This is a genomic window from Escherichia sp. WS33, from assembly GCF_046486385.1.
In the GTDB taxonomy this organism is placed as follows: Bacteria; Pseudomonadota; Gammaproteobacteria; order Enterobacterales; family Enterobacteriaceae; genus ECMA0423.
On the sequence record NZ_JBJQLJ010000003.1, the window covers coordinates 204,211 to 224,667 of the forward strand.

Genomic DNA, 20,457 nt, shown 5'->3' on the forward strand with positions numbered 1-20,457 from the left:
AGTAAGATAATTAGAGAAAATATGATTAAAAATTTGCCGCAAATAGTGTTGTTGAATATTGTCGGCCTCGCGCTGTTTCTTTCCTGGTATATTCCCGTTAATCATGGATTCTGGTTGCCGATTGATGCGGATATTTTTTATTTCTTTAATCAGAAACTGGTCGAAAGTAAGGCCTTTTTGTGGCTGGTTGCATTGACCAACAATCGCGCCTTCGACGGTTGTTCACTGCTGGCGATGGGTATGTTGATGCTGAGTTTCTGGCTGAAAGAAAACGCCCCAGGCAGACGACGTATCGTGATTATTGGTCTGGTCATGCTATTAACTGCAGTGGTATTAAACCAGCTGGGTCAGGCATTAATTCCTGTAAAACGGGCCAGCCCAACATTGACTTTTACCGACATTAACCGCGTCAGCGAACTGCTCTCTGTTCCCACGAAAGATGCCTCACGAGATAGCTTTCCCGGCGATCACGGCATGATGCTGCTTATTTTTTCGGCATTCATGTGGCGTTATTTCGGCAAAGTTGCAGGTCTTATCGCCCTTATTATTTTTGTGGTTTTTGCGTTTCCCAGAGTAATGATTGGCGCACACTGGTTTACTGACATCATTGTCGGTTCGATGACCGTGATATTGATCGGTTTGCCCTGGGTGTTGCTGACGCCATTAAGTGATCGATTAATCACCTTTTTTGACAAATCACTACCGGGAAAAAACAAACATTTCCAAAACAAATAACTCACAGTAATTAACATCATCAGGTTTATTTTTATAGTGAGGATAATCCTGATGATGCGCACCGTGCTTTCATCCATCGCGCGCAAAAATCATTCTCTAAGTAAATGAATGGATTGCATGCGTTTCACTCAATCGTACTTTAATTGACCAATCCCGCTTATTAACTTTCTGTATCACTTTTTCTTATAAAAAATCATGTAAAACCGCTCGCCAAGACCGCACCAATCGGGTAATCTCGAACTCGTTTTGCCTCGGCGGTAGATTATCCTCACAGCATATAATTTTGTGCGTTAGTCCACAGATTTGGCCTTAAGGAATTGTTTCAACATGCCCAGGTAATTAGTCTCGTGTCGCTTGGCATTTTTTTATAACGATATTTGTCGTTAAGGACTTCAAGGGAAAACAAACAACATGGTCAAATCTCAACCGATTTTGAGATATATCTTGCGCGGGATCCCCGCGATTGCAGTAGCGGTTCTGCTTTCTGCATGTAGTGCAAATAACACCGCAAAGAATATGCATCCTGAGACACGTGTAGTGGGTAGTGAAACATCATCACTGCAAGCTTCTCAGGATGAATTTGAAAACCTGGTTCGTAATGTCGACGTAAAATCGCGAATTATGGATCAGTATGCTGACTGGAAAGGCGTACGTTATCGTCTGGGCGGCAGCACTAAAAAAGGTATCGATTGTTCTGGTTTCGTACAGCGTACATTCCGTGAGCAATTTGGCTTAGAACTTCCACGTTCGACTTACGAACAGCAGGAAATGGGTAAATCTGTTTCCCGCAGTAATTTGCGTACGGGTGATTTAGTTCTGTTCCGTGCCGGTTCAACGGGACGCCATGTCGGTATTTATATCGGCAACAATCAGTTTGTCCATGCTTCCACCAGCAGTGGTGTTATTATTTCCAGCATGAATGAACCGTACTGGAAGAAGCGTTACAACGAAGCACGCCGGGTTCTCAGCCGCAGCTAATAAACCGTTTGGATGCAATCCCTTGGCTATCCTAACGAGTTAACTGAAAGCACTGCTTAGGCAGTGCTTTTTTGTTTTCATTCATCAGAGAAAATGATGTTTCCGCGTCTTGATCCAGGCTATAGTCCGGTCATTGTTATCTTTTAAATGTTGTCGTAATTTCAGGAAATTAACGGAATCATGTTCATACGCGCTCCCAATTCTGGACGTAAGCTCCTGCTTACCTGCATTGTTGCAGGCGTGATGATTGCGATACTGGTGAGTTGCCTTCAGTTTTTAGTGGCCTGGCATAAGCACGAAGTCAAATACGACACACTGATTACCGACGTACAAAAGTATCTCGATACCTATTTTGCCGACCTGAAATCCACTACTGACCGGCTCCAGCCGCTGACCTTAGATACCTGCCAGCAGGCTAACCCCGAACTGACCGCCCGCGCGGCGTTTAGCATGAATGTCCGTACGTTTGTGCTGGTGAAAGATAAAAAAACATTCTGTTCATCTGCGACCGGTGAGATGGACATTCCACTCAATGAATTGATTCCGGCGCTCGACATTAATAAAAATGTCGATATGGCGATCTTACCCGGCACGCCGATGGTGCCGAACAAACCCGCAATCGTCATCTGGTATCGCAACCCTTTGCTGAAAAATAGCGGCGTCTTTGCCGCTCTGAATCTCAACCTGACGCCTTCACTCTTTTATAGTTCACGGCAGGAAGATTACGATGGCGTCGCCCTCATTATTGGCAATACTGCGCTATCTACCTTTTCTTCACGTTTGATGAACGTTAACGAATTAACCGACATGCCAGTCCGTGAAACTAAAATTGCGGGCATTCCTCTGACCGTTCGGCTTTATGCAGATGACTGGACATGGAACGATGTGTGGTACGCATTTTTACTGGGCGGCATGAGTGGAACTGTCGTTGGCCTGCTCTGCTATTACCTGATGAGCGTACGTATGCGCCCCGGCAGAGAAATCATGACCGCCATCAAGCGCGAACAATTTTACGTGGCGTATCAACCGGTGGTGGATACACAAGCTTTGCGAGTAACGGGCCTGGAAGTACTGCTACGCTGGCGGCATCCTGTCGCGGGAGAAATTCCCCCGGATGCCTTCATTAACTTTGCCGAATCGCAAAAGATGATTGTGCCGCTGACTCAGCATCTGTTTGAGTTAATTGCCCGCGATGCCGCAGAATTAGAAAAAGTGCTGCCGGTAGGCGTCAAATTTGGCATTAACATTGCGCCGGACCATCTGCACAGCGAAAGCTTTAAAGCAGATATCCAGAAACTGCTCACTTCCCTACCCGCACACCATTTCCAGATTGTGCTGGAAATTACCGAGCGCGATATGCTGAAAGAGCAAGAAGCCACACAACTCTTCGCCTGGCTGCACTCGGTAGGCGTAGAAATTGCTATTGATGACTTCGGCACCGGGCACAGCGCGCTTATCTATCTTGAGCGTTTTACGCTCGATTATCTGAAAATTGACCGTGGATTTATCAACGCCATCGGTACGGAAACGATCACTTCACCCGTACTTGACGCGGTGCTGACGCTGGCGAAACGCCTCAATATGCTGACGGTTGCTGAAGGGGTCGAAACGCCGGAACAAGCGCGATGGCTAAGCGAACGCGGCGTTAATTTCATGCAAGGCTACTGGATTAGTCGCCCGTTACCGCTGGACGATTTTGTTCGCTGGCTGAAGAAACCGTATACGCCGCAGTGGTAAGGTGTGCTTACGTCCCTTATTATTCATAGTGAAAGCATGCCGGATTGCGGCTAATGATGAGTAAAAGGAAATCCGTTGCAGATGATTGTGCGCATACTGCTGCTGTTTATCGCTCTGTTCACCTTTGGTGCGCAGGCGCAGGCTATCAAGGAAAGCTATGCCTTTGCCGTGCTGGGCGAACCCCGGTACGCGTTTAATTTCAACCATTTTGATTATGTGAACCCCGCCGCGCCAAAAGGTGGGCAGATAACGTTGTCAGCCCTCGGCACCTTCGATAATTTCAACCGCTATGCACTGCGCGGCAACCCGGGCGCACGCACCGAGCAGCTGTACGACACGCTATTTACGACTTCCGATGACGAACCAGGCAGTTATTACCCGCTGATTGCTGAAAGCGCACGCTATGCTGACGATTATTCCTGGGTGGAGGTCGCTATTAATCCGCGCGCCCGTTTTCATGATGGTTCGCCCATTACTGCCCGCGATGTAGAGTTTACTTTTCGAAAATTTATGACCGAAGGCGTACCGCAATTTCGTCTGGTCTACAAAGGCACCACCGTCAAAGCCATTGCACCGTTAACCGTGCGCATTGAGTTAGCTAAAGCCAGCAAAGAAGATATGCTGAGTCTGTTTTCGCTGCCGGTATTTCCAGAAAAGTACTGGAAGGATCACAAACTTAGCGACCCGCTCGCCACGCCTCCGCTTGCCAGTGGTCCGTACCGCGTTACGTCCTGGAAAATGGGGCAAAATATTGTCTATTCCCGCGTGAAAGATTACTGGGCAGCAAACTTACCGGTAAACCGTGGACGCTGGAATTTCGACACCATTCGCTACGATTATTACCTCGATGATAATGTCGCCTTTGAAGCGTTTAAAGCAGGTGCCTTTGATTTGCGTATGGAAAACGACGCTAAAAACTGGGCCACGCGTTATACCGGTAAAAATTTCGATAAAAAATACATCATCAAAGATGAGCAAAAGAACGAATCAGCCCAGGATACGCGCTGGCTGGCGTTTAATATCCAACGTCCGGTATTCAGCGATCGCCGGGTCCGGGAAGCAATCACCCTCGCCTTTGACTTTGAATGGATGAACAAGGCGTTGTTTTACAACGCCTGGAGTCGCACGAACAGTTATTTTCAGAATACCGAATACGCGGCCAGAAATTACCCCGACGCCGCGGAGCTGGTGCTTCTGGCACCAATGAAAAAAGATCTACCGCCAGAAGTCTTCACACAAATCTACCAGCCGCCGGTATCTAAAGGCGATGGCTACGATCGTGACAACCTGTTAAAAGCCGACAAACTTCTCAACGAAGCGGGCTGGGTGCTGAAGGGTCAGCAACGCGTTAATGCCACAACGGGTCAGCCACTCAGCTTTGAATTATTGCTTCCCGCAAGCAGCAATAGTCAGTGGGTATTGCCGTTCCAGCACAGCCTGCAACGGCTGGGTATCAACATGGACATTCGCAAGGTGGATAACTCGCAAATCACCAACCGCATGCGCAGTCGCGACTATGACATGATGCCGCGCGTATGGCGGGCGATGCCGTGGCCCAGTTCCGATTTACAGATTTCCTGGTCATCGGAATATATCAATTCCACTTATAATGCCCCCGGCGTGCAAAGTCCGGTTATCGACTCGCTGATCAATCAAATTATTGCCGCGCAGGGAAATAAAGAAAAATTACTGCCGTTAGGGCGAGCACTGGATCGCGTATTAACGTGGAATTATTACATGCTGCCAATGTGGTACATGGCGGAAGACCGTCTCGCCTGGTGGGATAAATTCTCCCAACCCGCTGTACGCCCTGTTTACAGCCTGGGTATCGATACCTGGTGGTATGACGTTAATAAAGCGGCCAAACTGCCGTCAGCCAGACAACAGGGAGAGTAGATGGGCGCTTATCTGATTCGCCGTCTGTTGCTGGTGATCCCAACGTTATGGGCGATTATCACTATCAACTTTTTCATCGTGCAAATTGCGCCTGGCGGTCCGGTCGACCAGGCCATCGCCGCCATTGAGTTTGGTAATGCCGGAGTATTACCCGGCGCAGGCGGTGAAGGTATTCGCGCCAGCCATGCGCAAACGGGCGTCGGCAATATCAGCGACAGTAATTACCGTGGCGGACGCGGATTAGATCCAGAAGTGATCGCCGAGATCACTCATCGCTACGGTTTCGATAAGCCGATCCACGAACGTTACTTCAAAATGCTCTGGGACTACATCCGCTTTGATTTTGGTGATAGCCTTTTTCGCAGCGCCTCGGTGCTGACGCTGATTAAAGACAGTCTGCCGGTTTCCATCACCCTCGGATTGTGGAGCACGCTGATTATCTATCTGGTGTCGATTCCGTTAGGCATTCGCAAAGCTGTTTATAATGGGAGCCGCTTTGACGTCTGGAGTAGCGCATTTATCATCATCGGCTACGCCATTCCGGCCTTTTTGTTTGCCATCCTGCTGATTGTCTTCTTCGCGGGCGGCAGCTATTTCGACCTGTTCCCTCTACGCGGCCTGGTTTCCGCTAACTTTGATTCGCTGCCGTGGTATCAGAAAATCACCGATTATCTGTGGCATATCACGCTGCCGGTGCTGGCGACAGTGATTGGTGGCTTTGCGGCGCTGACCATGCTGACCAAAAACTCATTCCTTGATGAAGTGCGCAAGCAATACGTGGTGACCGCGCGTGCGAAAGGGGTAAGTGAAAAAAATATTCTCTGGAAACATGTGTTCCGCAACGCCATGCTGCTGGTGATTGCCGGTTTTCCGGCGACGTTTATCAGCATGTTTTTTACCGGCTCGCTGCTGATTGAAGTGATGTTTTCACTCAATGGCCTTGGCTTACTGGGCTACGAAGCGACCGTCTCGCGCGATTATCCTGTAATGTTTGGTACCTTGTATATTTTCACCCTGATTGGCCTGCTGCTGAATATTGTCAGTGATATCAGCTATACGCTGGTCGATCCGCGTATAGATTTTGAGGGACGTTAATGTCGCGACTCAGCCCCGTCAATCAGGCCCGTTGGGCGCGTTTTCGCCATAACCGTCGCGGCTACTGGTCGTTATGGATTTTCCTCGTTTTGTTTGGTTTGAGTTTGTGTTCTGAACTTATCGCCAACGATAAACCGTTGCTGGTACGTTATGACGGCAGTTGGTATTTCCCGTTGTTGAAAAACTACAGCGAAAGCGATTTTGGCGGCCCGCTGGCAAGTCAGGCTGATTATCAGGACCCGTGGCTGAAACAACGGCTGGAAAATAACGGCTGGGTACTGTGGGCACCGATTCGCTTTGGTGCTACCAGTATCAACTTTGCTACCGATAAGCCCTTCCCTTCTCCACCCTCCCGGCAAAACTGGCTGGGAACGGATGCCAACGGCGGCGATGTGCTGGCACGCATTCTCTATGGCACGCGGATCTCGGTTCTGTTTGGCCTGATGCTGACTCTCTGTTCCAGCGTGATGGGCGTGCTGGCGGGGGCGCTACAAGGCTATTACGGCGGTAAAGTCGATCTCTGGGGACAACGCTTTATTGAAGTATGGTCGGGGATGCCGACGCTGTTTTTGATTATTTTACTTTCCAGCGTCGTACAGCCTAACTTCTGGTGGCTGCTGGCAATTACTGTCTTGTTTGGCTGGATGAGTCTGGTCGGCGTGGTGCGGGCGGAGTTTTTACGTACTCGTAATTTCGACTACATTCGTGCGGCACAGGCGCTTGGCGTCAGCGATCGCAGTATCATCCTGCGTCATATGTTGCCTAATGCCATGGTCGCGACCCTCACCTTTTTACCGTTTATTTTATGTAGTTCGATAACCACCCTGACCTCGCTCGATTTCCTCGGCTTCGGTCTACCGCTCGGTTCACCGTCACTCGGTGAACTGCTGTTACAAGGGAAAAATAACCTTCAGGCCCCGTGGCTTGGGATCACCGCCTTCTTGTCGGTGGCGATATTATTGTCTTTGCTGATCTTTATTGGTGAAGCCGTCCGCGACGCATTTGATCCTAATAAGGCGGTGTAGCATGACGCAAACTCTGTTAGCGATTGAAAATTTGTCGGTGGGTTTTCGCCATCAGCAAACCGTACGTACAGTAGTCAATGATGTTTCACTACAGATTGAGGCTGGCGAAACGCTGGCGCTGGTGGGTGAGTCAGGTTCAGGCAAAAGCGTTACCGCGCTGTCAATTTTACGCCTGCTCCCTTCCCCGCCGGTTGAATATCTCTCCGGCGATATTCGTTTTCATGGCGAATCGCTGCTTCACGCCAGCGATCAAACGTTGCGCGGTGTACGCGGTAATAAGATCGCCATGATTTTTCAGGAACCGATGGTGTCGTTAAATCCATTGCATACCCTGGAAAAACAGCTTTATGAAGTGCTTTCACTCCACCGCGGGATGCGTCGGGAAGCGGCTCGTGGCGAAATTCTTAACTGCCTTGATCGCGTTGGTATCCGCCAGGCGGCAAAACGGCTGACAGATTATCCGCATCAGCTCTCCGGCGGGGAACGCCAGCGGGTGATGATTGCGATGGCGCTGTTAACGCGACCGGAATTATTAATTGCCGATGAACCGACCACCGCACTGGACGTCTCTGTCCAGGCGCAGATTTTACAGCTGTTGCGCGAACTGCAAGGCGAGCTGAATATGGGCATGCTGTTTATTACTCATAACCTCAGCATTGTCAGAAAACTGGCCCACCGCGTGGCGGTAATGCAAAACGGTCGCTGTGTCGAGCAAAATTACGCCGCTACGCTATTTGCCTCACCCACTCATCCTTACACACAAAAGCTACTCAACAGTGAACCGTCAGGCGATCCAGTGCCGTTGCCAGAACCTGCCTCAACGTTGCTGGATGTTGAACAGCTTCAGGTTGCCTTCCCCATTCGCAAAGGGATTTTGAAGCGCATTGTGGATCATAATGTGGTGGTGAAAAACATCAGTTTTACGCTACGAGCGGGTGAAACACTGGGTTTAGTGGGCGAGTCCGGTTCCGGGAAAAGTACGACGGGACTGGCGCTGCTGCGACTGATTAATTCTCAGGGCAGCATCATCTTTGACGGTCAGCCACTGCAAAATTTAAATCGCCGCCAGCTGTTACCTATTCGTCATCGCATTCAGGTGGTATTTCAGGATCCAAACTCCTCGCTCAACCCACGACTCAACGTTTTGCAGATTATTGAGGAAGGCTTACGGGTTCACCAGCCGACGCTTTCTGCCGCACAACGCGAACAACAAGTGATAGCCGTGATGCATGAAGTGGGATTAGATCCTGAAACACGCCACCGTTATCCGGCGGAGTTCTCTGGTGGTCAGCGACAACGTATTGCGATTGCCAGGGCATTAATTCTTAAGCCCTCGCTGATCATACTTGATGAACCGACATCATCACTCGACAAAACGGTACAGGCGCAAATATTGACGCTATTGAAATCATTGCAACAAAAGCATCAACTGGCCTATTTGTTTATCAGCCACGATTTGCACGTTGTCCGCGCGTTATGTCATCAGGTTATCGTACTGCGACAAGGGGAAGTAGTGGAACAAGGACCGTGCGCGCGCGTGTTTGCCACACCGCAGCAGGAGTATACGCGTCAGCTACTGGCGTTGAGCTGACGCTTAAAAAGGATTGTAGTTTGAAAAGGGTTCGGCAATTGCCACACCAAAATTTTTCAATCGGCATGTTGCAGCAAACTCGTCCTGGCGATTTACAAACAGGCACGGCTCACCTTCACACTCCAGCACCGAACATGGAACTTCGATGTCGCTTAACGCCTGGCTTAGTTTATACATCACCGACCATGCATTATCACCATCCGGGCTAAGCAATTTAAGCGCCACCAGGCTGTTGTCACCGCACGGTCCATTTTGCGGAATCGGTTCAACCTTCGAACCTGCGAAACCAGCAGACCAGCGATAGTTCTGCGGCAGTCGATGGACGATTGAGAGTTGTAATGAAGTCACTTATTTTCCCCGGAAGTACATTCACTTCACAATTTGTTTACATCAATTTTAACACATCATCAACAATCCGTCTTTATACAGATCGTAAAGATTGATGCCTCGCCTGCGTGGCCTCTATGGCTCTGATTTAAGTAATATCTGCGGGCGTGGTCACGTTTGCGGGGCTATATGTACCCGTTTCTGCGATCTAACTCAACCTTTTTAACTACAATGATGTGACTTTTTACATAAATTGATTTTACATAAAATAAACATATATCGGGGGAATGATAGATTTGTGGTTGACATGCATCAACAAAGGAAGCCTTTTAGCTTCCTCGTTGTGCAATAGATCACCGTTTTTTCGGTCGACTGGCGTACAGACAGAAGAGAATGGAGCTGCTTGCGCAGAATGCAATTGACCAAATCATCGGCCATGCAGAGTTAAAGGTCGCAAGAGAAAGCAATGCGCCAACAATTGCCCCTATGCCAAAACGGAAGGTTCCTGCCAGCGAAGATGCCGTTCCCGCCATATGGGGAAACTCATCAAGAATGACCGCCATCGCATTGGATGACACCATCGACACGCAGCCCACAAACGCCGCAACGCCAACCACCAGCGACCAGAATCCCAGCCCCAGCAGCGCACTGATGACCATCCACGCTGCCATAATAAATTGTATCCACAACCCCGAGCGGAACATATTTAACGCGCCAATGCGGCGAACGAAGCGGCTGTTAAAAATGGTCATCACGAACAGGAAAACAATGTTTAGTGCAAAGTAATAACCAAAGTTTTCCGGCGCGACGTGGTTAATTTCAATGTAGACAAACGGTCCGGCGCTTAAGAACGAGAACATTCCGGCAAAGCTGAAACCGCTGGCCAGCATATAACTCAGGACACGCTTATGACGGAACAGCGCCGCAAAGTTACCAATAGTGGTACGAATGTGAAATGGCTGACGACGCTCCGGTGGTAAGGTTTCTTTAATCAGGAAGAAAATCATTGCCGAAGCCAGAATCGCCGCTAATGCCAGGATCCAGAAGATGTAATGCCAGCTCAGCCACACCAGCACCCAACCGCCGACAATCGGTGCCATCAGCGGTGCAATAGTGGTCACCAGCATGACAAACGACATCATCCGCGAGAACTCTTCTTTCGGGTAAATATCGCGCATCAGGGCGTTAATGACCACGCTGGCCGCAGCCGCAGCCAGCCCGTGGAAGAAACGCATCACAATCAGCTGATCGATGGTGTTTGCCAACGCACACGCCACCGCGGCGGCGGCAAACACCAGCGTACCGCCGAGCACCACCGGCTTACGCCCGAAGCTGTCTGCCATCGGCCCGTAGATTAACTGCCCCAACGCAAAGCCCAGAATATAAGTACTGAGGGTCATCTGCGTACTGCCCGCCGGTACGCCAAACTGCGCTGAAATTACCGGTAGCGCGGGCAGATACATATCAATCGACAGCGGCATCAACATGGCCAGCAGGCCAAGGATAAAAACAATAGCAAACGACGAATGCTGTCGGGTGGTCACAACGGGCTCCTGAAAGTCATTGAAAAGTTAGACGACGCTGGCAATTTCTTCTTCAGTTAACGGACGATATTCACCGGGGGCTAAATCAGCATCCAGCGTAATACCGCCAATACGTTCACGATGCAGCTCAACCACGTGGTTACCCACGGCGGCGAACATGCGTTTCACCTGATGATAACGCCCTTCGCTGATGGTCAGACGAACCTGCGTTGGGGTAATCACTTCCAGCACCGCAGGCTTAGTGAGATCTTTTTCGTTATGCAGCTGCACGCCTTTAGCAAATTGCTCTGCCGTATCGTCAGCTACAGGTGATTCCAGTGTCACCAGATAGGTCTTCTCGCAATGATGGCGCGGAGAAGTAATGCGGTGCGACCACTGACCATCATCAGTCATCAGCACCAGACCGGTGGTATCAATATCCAACCGCCCCGCCGCATGCAGTTTCCACGCTACCGGTTCATCAAGAAAATAGAGCACCGTTGGGTGATCAGGGTCGTCCGTGGAGCAAACATAGCCCTGAGGCTTATTGAGCATGAAGTAACGTGGACCGTGTTGCTGCGCCAGCGGGTTGCCATCGTAAGCGACATCATGTTCAGGAAGCAGTTTGAACGCTGCATTACGGACGATTTCGCCATCGACGGTGACACGATTGCCGCGGATTTCACGCCCGGCAATAGCACGGCTAACGCCGAGTTGCTGTGCGATAAATTTATCAAGTCGCATGTGTGTGATTTTGCCTGTAAAAACGGAGGTCGGGCATTGACCCGAAAATCTGAACTGTTGTCTGCCCAGTATAGCGGTCTAATAACATCCCTCAAGGGAAAAAGATCCATGGCATACTATTAGCAGAATAATCTACCTACGCGAGACCATGATTTTTACACTTCGCCCATATCAGCAAGAAGCCGTGGATGCCACGCTCAACCATTTTCGTCGTCATAAAACCCCTGCCGTTATCGTGCTGCCCACCGGCGCAGGTAAAAGCCTGGTGATTGCCGAACTGGCACGGCTGGCGCGTGGTCGTGTTCTGGTGCTGGCACACGTCAAAGAACTGGTGGCGCAAAACCATGCAAAGTATCAGGCGCTGGGGCTGGAAGCCGATATTTTTGCCGCTGGGTTAAAGCGCAAAGAGAGCCACGGTAAAGTGGTATTTGGCAGCGTGCAGTCGGTCGCTCGTAATCTTGATGCCTTTCAGGGTGAATTTTCGCTGTTGATTGTCGATGAATGCCACCGTATTGGTGACGATGAAGAGAGCCAGTATCAGCAAATCCTCACTCACCTGACTAAAGTGAATCCCCACTTACGCCTGCTGGGGCTGACTGCCACGCCTTTTCGATTGGGCAAAGGCTGGATCTACCAGTTCCATTATCACGGCATGGTACGCGGCGATGAGAAAGCCCTTTTCCGTGACTGCATTTATGAGCTGCCGCTGCGTTATATGATTAAACACGGCTATCTGACGCCGCCAGAACGACTGGATATGCCAGTAGTGCAATACGATTTCAGCCGCTTGCAGGCACAGAGTAACGGGCTGTTCAGCGAAGCTGATCTCAACCGTGAGCTGAAAAAACAGCAACGCATTACGCCACATATCATCAGCCAGATCATGGAGTTCGCCGAAAAGCGCAAAGGGGTAATGATTTTCGCCGCCACCGTTGAACACGCAAAAGAGATTGTGGGATTACTGCCTGCCGAAGATGCTGCACTGATTACTGGCGACACCCCCGGCGCTGAGCGCGATGTGTTAATTGAAGATTTTAAAGCCCAGCGTTTTCGCTATCTGGTCAACGTCGCAGTACTGACCACCGGATTTGACGCCCCGCACGTCGATCTTATCGCCATTCTGCGCCCTACCGAATCAGTGAGTCTTTACCAACAAATTGTCGGGCGCGGTCTGCGTCTCGCTCCGGGCAAGACTGATTGTTTAATTCTTGATTATGCGGGTAATCCTCACGATCTCTACGCGCCGGAAGTTGGTACACCGAAAGGCAAAAGTGACAACGTTCCGGTACAGGTTTTCTGCCCTGCCTGCGGTTTTGCCAACACCTTTTGGGGGAAAACGACCGCCGACGGGACATTGATTGAACACTTTGGTCGCCGCTGTCAGGGATGGTTTGAAGATGACGACGGTCATCGCGAACAGTGTGACTTCCGTTTCCGTTTTAAAAATTGCCCGCAATGTAACGCAGAAAATGATATTGCCGCTCGCCGCTGCCGCGAATGTGACACGGTACTGGTTGATCCGGATGATATGTTAAAAGCGGCGCTACGACTGAAAGATGCGCTGGTATTACGCTGTAGCGGCATGTCTTTGCAGCATGAGCACGACGAGAAAGGCGAATGGTTGAAAATCACCTATTACGATGAAGACGGCGCGGATGTGAGTGAGCGTTTCCGTCTGCAAACGCCCGCCCAGCGAACTGCCTTCGAGCAGCTTTTTATCCGCCCGCATACGCGCACACCGGGCATCCCTCTGCGCTGGATCACCGCCGCCGATATCCTCGCCCAGCAAGCCTTATTGCGACACCCGGATTTTGTCGTTGCCCGCATGAAAGGTCAGTACTGGCAAGTGCGTGAAAAAGTGTTCGATTACGAAGGTCGTTTTCGTCGGGCGCACGAATTACGCGGTTAATGGTAGTTTTGATTGATGTATAAAGCGATTGAGTATAGAATCTCGCCCGCTTTTGCATACGCAAAGCAGATCACTTACCTGTTGCTGGGTCGCCTGTAGCAGGATTAATTTAAGAGAGAAAGAAATGTTTACTATCAACGCAGAAGTACGTAAAGAGCAGGGTAAGGGTGCGAGCCGCCGCCTGCGTGCCGCTAACAAGTTCCCGGCAATCATCTACGGTGGCAAAGAAGCGCCGCTGGCTATCGAGCTGGATCACGACAAAGTCATGAACATGCAAGCTAAAGCTGAATTCTACAGCGAAGTTCTGACCATCGTTGTTGACGGTAAAGAAATCAAAGTTAAAGCTCAGGACGTACAGCGTCACCCGTACAAACCGAAGCTGCAGCACATCGACTTCGTTCGCGCTTAATTGCTGAATAAGTTGTAAAAAACCCCGCTCCGGCGGGGTTTTTTGTATCTGCAGATTATGCCTGATTACGGTATTGCTATTTTTTGCAGGCCAGATAAGGCGTTCACGCCGCATCTGGCATTCAGAACACAAAACCGATTAATTGCCGCCAGACGTCCGGCGCTGCAATTGGTCACGCAAATTCGGCGGCGTGCCTTTAATGGTCAGGGTATCGGTTGCCGGATCCCAGAAGATGCGTTCACCTAACAGCATCGCATCAAAGTTAATAGTCAAGCCACCGCCGCTACCGGCAAACTTCGTCAACTGACGCAGTGTGCTACGGTCTGCCGGGAAGCTCTCTTCCAGTTCGTAGCCTTTTTCAGCCGCAAACTCCGTGAAACTCACTTCGCTGACGCCTGCCAGCTCTTTCGACAGCGACTCCAGTTCGATCTCTTCGCCTGCCTGCAGCTGCTCATTACAGTAGCTATAAACCTGCTGGCGCACGTTCTGTCGCTCTGCTTTATCCAGTTGTGCTTCGGCAGTGAAATCATCAACCGCTTGCAACAGCCCACGGTTTTGCGCTTTCGCGTTTAACCCTTCGCTGGCCCCGAGGAAATCCATAAAGAAATCCGCCACTTTGCGCCCTACTCGCCCTTTCAGGAAAGTGAGATAGCGGGTGGACTCTGGATTGGTTTCCCATTCGGTTAAATCGATACGCGCAACAATATCCGCATGATTGATATCAAGATAATGGGTTGGATTGATGTCGAGATTTTCGTTAACGCGCATACTGCTCAGGTTGCTCAGAACTGCCACCAGCAGATACTCCACCGCCAGATAACGGTAGTGGCAAAACAGCACGAATCCACCGTCAGCAAAAGGATATTTCGCTAATTCGTCACGCAGGCGCCCGGTTGCCGCGCGGCTAAATGCCAGAAAGTCCTCTTCGCCCTGACGCTGTAAGCGCAGCGTCTGCGCCAGTTCACTCTCTTCGCTAAACAAGCCGTAAGCTTTATTTTTGGCGCTATAGACCCGATGCAGTTCTGCCACCATCTCAACGACGGTTTCTGTCGGTTCCAGCAATGAATCGCGCAACACCAGCTCAAGGTTCTGCTCATCACGCTTGATAAGCTGGTGCAGAGCAATCTGGTTGATATCCAGACTCATGATAAACTCTCCTTTAAGACCGGGCGGTATTCAACCACCGCCGGTTAAGCGACGCAATAAAAGATGGCGGTCATTTTACAGAAGGCAGCGTAACGAGAATGATTTAACGCATAAAAAAGCAGAAAAAAAACCGTTGCTACGGTAATATGTTGCCCTTTCATCAACTAACTGATTTCGATTTATGCCACAAATTTCCCGCTACAGTGATGAACAGGTTGAACAATTGCTCGCAGAGCTGCTCAACGTACTGGAAAAACATAAGGCTCCGACCGACCTTTCCCTGATGGTGTTAGGCAACATGGTCACTAACCTTATCAATACCAGCATTGCCCCGGCCCAACGCCAGGCAATTGCCAACTCTTTTGCCCGCGCCTTACAGTCCTCTATCAACGAAGACAAAGCGCACTAAGGGAAACAGATAACAGGTTATGGTAACTCATCGTCAGCGCTACCGTGAAAAAGTCTCCCAGATGGTCAGTTGGGGGCACTGGTTTGCACTGTTCAATATTCTGCTTTCGCTCGTCATTGGCAGCCGTTACCTGTTTATCGCCGACTGGCCGACAACGCTTGCTGGTCGCATTTATTCCTACGTAAGCATTATCGGCCATTTCAGCTTCCTGGTGTTCGCCACCTACTTGCTGATCCTCTTCCCGCTGACCTTTATCGTCGGCTCCCAGAGGCTGATGAGGTTTTTGTCCGTCATTCTGGCAACGGCGGGAATGACGCTATTACTGATCGATAGCGAAGTCTTTACTCGTTTCCATCTCCATCTTAATCCCATCGTCTGGCAACTGGTTATCAACCCAGACGAAAATGAGATGGCGCGCGACTGGCAGCTGATGTTCATCAGCGTGCCGGTTATTTTATTGCTTGAACTGGTGTTTGCGACGTGGAGCTGGCAAAAGCTGCGCAGCCTGACGCGTCGTCGGCGCTTCGCGCGCCCGCTGGCCGCATTCTTATTTATCGCCTTTATCGCCTCGCATGTGGTGTATATCTGGGCCGATGCCAACTTCTATCGCCCGATCACCATGCAGCGCGCTAACCTGCCGCTTTCGTACCCGATGACGGCGCGACGTTTTCTTGAGAAGCATGGTCTGCTTGATGCGCAGGAGTATCAACGCCGTCTTATTGAGCAAGGTAATCCAGACGCCGTTTCCGTTCAGTATCCGTTAAGCGAACTGCGCTATCGCGATATGGGCACCGGGCAGAATGTGCTGTTGATTACTGTCGATGGCCTGAACTACTCACGCTTCGAGAAGCAGATGCCTGCGCTGGCAGGTTTTGCTGAGCAAAATATTTCGTTCACGCGCCATATGAGCTCCGGCAACACTACAGACAACGGCATCTTTGGCCTGTTCTATGGCATCTCGCCGAGCTATATGGACGGCATTCTGTCGACCCGTACCCCTGCGGCGTTAATTACTGCGCTTAATCAGCAAGGCTATCAGCTGGGATTATTCTCATCAGATGGCTTTACCAGCCCGCTGTATCGCCAGGCATTGTTGTCAGATTTCTCGATGCCGAGCGTACGCACCCAATCCGACGAGCAGACCGCCACGCAGTGGATCAACTGGCTGGGCCGCTACGCACAAGAAGATAACCGCTGGTTCTCGTGGGTCTCTTTCAATGGCACTAACATTGACGACAGCAATCAGCAGGCATTTGCACGGAAATATAGCCGGGCGGCAGGCAATGTCGATGACCAGATCAACCGCGTGCTCAATGCACTGCGTGATTCTGGCAAACTGGACAATACGGTGGTGATTATCACTGCCGGTCGGGGTATTCCGCTGAGCGAAGACGAAGAAACCTTTGACTGGTCCCACGGTCATCTGCAGGTGCCATTAGTGATTCACTGGCCAGGCACGCCGGCGCAGCGTATTAATGCTCTGACTGATCATACCGATCTGATGACGACGCTGATGCAACGCCTGCTACATGTCAGCACACCTGCCAGCGAATATTCGCAAGGTCAGGATTTGTTCAACCCTCAACGCCGTCATTACTGGGTTACTGCAGCGGATAACGATACGCTGGCAATTACCACCCCGAAAAAGACGCTGGTGCTGAACAATAACGGTAAATACCGCACTTACAACTTACGTGGTGAAAGAGTGAAAGATGAAAAACCACAGTTAAGTTTGTTATTGCAAGTGCTGACAGACGAGAAGCGTTTTATCGCTAACTGATTAATTATAAATCAGTTAGCAAAATATCTTACTTGCAATCGGTGTGGAAAACGGTAGTATTAGCAGCCACGAGTCGGCACGTAGCGCAGCCTGGTAGCGCACCGTCATGGGGTGTCGGGGGTCGGAGGTTCAAATCCTCTCGTGCCGACCAAAAATCCCAAGAAAAAATCAACCTTTACGGTTGGTTTTTTTTATATCTGCAATTAATTCGATAAACAGACCGTGACACATCACAGCCTGTTTATTTTTTGTTATCAGAACGTCCAGACCACACCCGCCTGAGTATTCCACGGCGATTCTACCCCTGCGCCATTGCCATAGCTGACTGACAAATGACCGCTTAACGTCGGGGTAAACGATGACCTTATCCCAGCCTGATAAACGCCACGGGTTCCAGCCACATCATTATTAAATTTGCCATCGTCATTAACTTTCACCTGGTTAGAATCGGCGTATTCCTGACGCACGGCGGCTTTCAGTCAGGGTTCCAGCGTCGTACCGTTTTGCAGGTCCATGTGATAGCTTACCGCCGTTCCCGCTTCAGCGCGTAATATCCGGGTATTTCCCACATCCGCGCGCATGCCGTTTGATAACGTGTAGTCCTGACCATCTGTGGTAAAGCCGGTAAAGGCCAGATAGGGTCTAACACTCCACAATCCGTCAACCCAACGGAACCCGCTCTCGACATGAGCACCCGCGCCGTTACTATTGTAATCGCCAAACGCTGTTGCCCCATTACTCATCTTGCAATGGATGGTGTTGGCAAAACGGTCAACTTTCACCACTCCATCAACATAGGCACCGTTCTGATGCTCCCAACCGGCATAAGCCCCCAGGGTATAGCTATCGACATTGCCTTTGCCGCCGCGATCAAAACCAATATCAGAATGAGAGTAACCAAAGAACAAGCCGCGAATTGTGCTGGTTTCTTCACGGGAGAAACGGCTATCGATACCGAGCGTCAGCCCGGTCAATGTTTGCTCAAAGCCAGCGCCCGCATCAGTGGTCACGTTGTTGCGGGTGTTAATTGCCGAACTCCACATCGCCGTATCGTAATTAACGCCTTTTACGCTACCAAGACGCTCACGCACGGTGTCCAGTTCTGCATCAAATACCAGCGGTTGTGCTGCCGCCATATTCAGCACATCAGTGGTTGAAGGGGTAATTTGCGCGCGATTCTCTGCCAAACTCCAGCTATGGTTGCCATTATCCAGCAAGGTATATTCATACGTACCGATATCAACAACGCCTCCGGCATTGCCCAACGTAAATGCAGCATCACCGCCGCCCGTTGTTACCAGTGTAAGGCTATCTCCTGCTGCCGGGCTGGCACCGGTGTCCGTCACGAATATTTTGAAATCACCTGTTGCCTGACCGGTGACGTTGAGCTGATCGCTCTGATGATTAGCCATATCGGTACGCATATAAAAATTGCCGTTTCCCGACAGGGTATTGGTGGTCAACGTAATGAAATTTTCCGCACTTGCCGTCACTGATGAACGAGTCACTGGCTCATCCATCATAATCACATTTGCGTCAGACATCGCAAGGTTGGCTAAGTTGAGGAGGGTGTTTTGGTTCGTCGTAGTGATATCGGCAATGATGGTCCATACGCTATTTTCGAGCGAAACGTCCGCTTTGCTGGTATCCACGGCACCATGCGTTCTAAAAGAAGCGCCCTCAGAAACCACTACCTTACCCACCAACATTGCGGGTGCATAATTTATTTGCGGCTTCATGACCTCAAGAATGCCATCATTCCCTCTGACTGAAACGTTAACCATTGTGCCAGCCCAGACGTTAGCGCGGCCATTGTTGATAACCATATTTTCAGAAATGGCTTTTGAGGAATACGTGATACTTCCATTCTGATCTGATCGACCGAGATCATATACCGCATTTGCCTGCACTTTCGTACCAGTATCCTTTCCCAGCGATTGCATAGTGGCATGCTCATCAAGGATAGTATCAATGGCCTGCGTGTCCTCCATAACAATGAGCCCGGAACCATCATCCAGTTCATAATTTTTTGACACACCATCTTTTATACTAAATTGGCCTTTACTGTTTGTACCACTCACTTCCAGCGCATTCGTTGAGACAATTAATTTTCCGCCTGCTTTTTTATCAACGCCAGTTACAGTCCCGCCATCCATAACCTCCAGTAAGCCGCCACTATCTACAGTAGTATTATAAGCGAAGTCATTTTCTTCAACTCGCAAACTTCCGCCGTTTTCCAACAGCATATTGTTAGCAATACCATTCTTGATTTCGAACTGACCGAGACGGTTTGTTCCGAATGCCTCCATGACCCGCGTGCTTGCTTTAATAGCACCGCCTGCTTTCTGATCTACCGCAATCGCTAATCCCCCCTCTTTAACCTCCAGTAATCCTCCCTTTTCGATAGCGGCAAGGACGGTAATCCCATCTTTTTCAACGATTAAGCGCCCGCCTTTAATCGTGGGATCATTCGCTGCGCCATAAACCTGTAGCACACCATTATTGAGGGTAGTCTGGTTTGCCGCGCCACCCATTTGAACAATTTGATAACCGTCATTTAATACTGAGTATTCTGCGGTACCATTCATTTCAATGTACTGATACCCTCCTTTAATTTCAGTATTACTACTTACACCAAATTCTTTTATATGCTGTTCTCCGCCAGGATTGATTTTCGTATTATTGGCGGTCCCATAAACCAGCTGGATATCTTTTTCCAGGACAACACCATCAACTGTCTCACCATACTCAACTGTTGATGCCAATGCTATGGGTGAATATAACGCTGTAGCCACCAGAACAGATATTGCGGAACGACAAAGAGAAACAGAACCAGATTGATGAATTGAGCTTTCATCCTATGAAATTAATTGCTGTTAAAAGCATTGGGTACGGAAAATACCCATAGCTCCATACCCGGAGTCAGTTTTTAAAAACTGTTTAAAGAAATGCACAAGTATTGTGATTGATTTTTTAGTTGTTTTTCTTGATGAGAAGCTGATGCAAAATTCCGTCTTTATAATGAAAATGATGCCAAAGCGAACGACAAGGTTGTAGTTTTCACTACATGTCCATACATAAAATGGGGTAACATTCACGCGCCTGGTAGCGTTACCAACGCTACGCTCAAACATAATGATTCTAATAAAACCT

15 protein-coding genes, 1 tRNA gene and 1 pseudogene are annotated in these 20,457 nt (G+C 49.7%); 12 read left to right on the forward strand and 5 right to left on the reverse strand.

The window, feature by feature from the left end; genetic code table 11:
* The first annotated feature begins 21 nt into the window (after positions 1–21).
* From lpxT to yejF, 7 genes are all read left to right on the forward strand, one after another.
* Positions 22–735 (forward strand): Kdo(2)-lipid A phosphotransferase, encoded by a 714-nt coding sequence (gene lpxT / locus ACJHXA_RS04390; protein WP_000594599.1) that lies wholly within the window; start codon positions 22–24, stop codon positions 733–735.
* Positions 736–1,146: 411 nt separating this feature from the next.
* Complete coding sequence (mepS, locus tag ACJHXA_RS04395; RefSeq protein ID WP_000241012.1) at positions 1,147–1,713, forward strand: bifunctional murein DD-endopeptidase/murein LD-carboxypeptidase; 567 nt, start codon at positions 1,147–1,149, stop codon at positions 1,711–1,713.
* A 180-nt stretch (positions 1,714–1,893) separates the two neighbouring features.
* Positions 1,894–3,450: a cyclic di-GMP phosphodiesterase gene (locus ACJHXA_RS04400; RefSeq protein WP_000470594.1), complete on the forward strand. Its 1,557-nt coding sequence runs from the start codon at positions 1,894–1,896 to the stop codon at positions 3,448–3,450.
* A gap of 81 nt (positions 3,451–3,531) precedes the next feature.
* Positions 3,532–5,346: an extracellular solute-binding protein gene (locus tag ACJHXA_RS04405; RefSeq protein WP_001315741.1), complete on the forward strand. Its 1,815-nt coding sequence runs from the start codon at positions 3,532–3,534 to the stop codon at positions 5,344–5,346.
* On the forward strand, positions 5,347–6,441 hold the full coding sequence (locus tag ACJHXA_RS04410; protein ID WP_000501583.1) for a microcin C ABC transporter permease YejB: 1,095 nt from the start codon (positions 5,347–5,349) through the stop codon (positions 6,439–6,441). It begins immediately after the preceding gene.
* Positions 6,441–7,466 carry an ABC transporter permease gene (locus ACJHXA_RS04415; protein ID WP_000088916.1) on the forward strand — a complete coding sequence of 342 codons (1,026 nt, stop codon included), beginning with the start codon at positions 6,441–6,443 and terminating at the stop codon, positions 7,464–7,466. Before ACJHXA_RS04410 ends, ACJHXA_RS04415 begins: the two co-directional genes overlap by 1 nt.
* 1 nt (position 7,467) lies before the next feature.
* Positions 7,468–9,057, forward strand: coding sequence for a microcin C ABC transporter ATP-binding protein YejF (gene yejF / locus ACJHXA_RS04420; RefSeq protein WP_000194928.1), 1,590 nt, complete (start codon positions 7,468–7,470; stop codon positions 9,055–9,057).
* A 3-nt stretch (positions 9,058–9,060) separates the two neighbouring features.
* Here yejF and ACJHXA_RS04425 read toward each other — a convergent pair whose 3' ends face one another.
* The 3 genes from ACJHXA_RS04425 to rsuA all read right to left on the reverse strand — a co-directional run bounded on the left by ACJHXA_RS04425 (position 9,061) and on the right by rsuA (position 11,651).
* Positions 9,061–9,405 carry a YejG family protein gene (locus ACJHXA_RS04425; RefSeq protein WP_000202798.1) on the reverse strand — a complete coding sequence of 115 codons (345 nt, stop codon included), beginning with the start codon at positions 9,403–9,405 and terminating at the stop codon, positions 9,061–9,063.
* A 332-nt stretch (positions 9,406–9,737) separates the two neighbouring features.
* Positions 9,738–10,928, reverse strand: coding sequence for a multidrug efflux MFS transporter Bcr (bcr, locus tag ACJHXA_RS04430; RefSeq protein WP_000213360.1), 1,191 nt, complete (start codon positions 10,926–10,928; stop codon positions 9,738–9,740).
* 27 nt (positions 10,929–10,955) lie between these two features.
* The gene (gene rsuA / locus ACJHXA_RS04435; protein ID WP_001234850.1) at positions 10,956–11,651 is read right to left on the reverse strand and encodes a 16S rRNA pseudouridine(516) synthase RsuA; all 696 of its coding nucleotides are present in this window, start codon (positions 11,649–11,651) and stop codon (positions 10,956–10,958) included.
* A 148-nt stretch (positions 11,652–11,799) separates the two neighbouring features.
* On the opposite strand from rsuA, the gene ACJHXA_RS04440 reads away from it, so the two are divergent.
* Both ACJHXA_RS04440 and rplY read left to right on the forward strand, forming a co-directional pair.
* Entirely contained in the window at positions 11,800–13,560 is a 1,761-nt protein-coding gene (locus tag ACJHXA_RS04440) for a DEAD/DEAH box helicase (RefSeq protein WP_000578076.1), read from the forward strand.
* 124 nt (positions 13,561–13,684) lie between these two features.
* A complete protein-coding gene (rplY, locus tag ACJHXA_RS04445) occupies positions 13,685–13,969 on the forward strand; it encodes a 50S ribosomal protein L25 (RefSeq protein WP_000494183.1) in 285 nt (94 codons plus the stop codon).
* A 138-nt stretch (positions 13,970–14,107) separates the two neighbouring features.
* Here rplY and yejK read toward each other — a convergent pair whose 3' ends face one another.
* Positions 14,108–15,115: a nucleoid-associated protein YejK gene (gene yejK, locus ACJHXA_RS04450; protein ID WP_000050789.1), complete on the reverse strand. Its 1,008-nt coding sequence runs from the start codon at positions 15,113–15,115 to the stop codon at positions 14,108–14,110.
* Positions 15,116–15,296: 181 nt separating this feature from the next.
* On the opposite strand from yejK, the gene ACJHXA_RS04455 reads away from it, so the two are divergent.
* The 3 genes from ACJHXA_RS04455 to ACJHXA_RS04465 all read left to right on the forward strand — a co-directional run bounded on the left by ACJHXA_RS04455 (position 15,297) and on the right by ACJHXA_RS04465 (position 17,455).
* A complete protein-coding gene (locus ACJHXA_RS04455; protein ID WP_001135667.1) occupies positions 15,297–15,524 on the forward strand; it encodes a YejL family protein in 228 nt (75 codons plus the stop codon).
* Positions 15,525–15,543: 19 nt separating this feature from the next.
* Positions 15,544–17,304, forward strand: a complete 1,761-nt coding sequence (yejM, locus tag ACJHXA_RS04460) for an LPS biosynthesis-modulating metalloenzyme YejM (RefSeq protein ID WP_000256200.1) — start codon at positions 15,544–15,546, stop codon at positions 17,302–17,304.
* A gap of 74 nt (positions 17,305–17,378) precedes the next feature.
* Positions 17,379–17,455, forward strand: a tRNA-Pro gene (locus ACJHXA_RS04465).
* Between the two features lie 103 nt (positions 17,456–17,558).
* On the opposite strand, the pseudogene yejO reads toward ACJHXA_RS04465, so the two are convergent.
* Positions 17,559–20,150: pseudogene (gene yejO, locus ACJHXA_RS04470) on the reverse strand (autotransporter YejO).
* Positions 20,151–20,457: the final 307 nt, after the last annotated feature.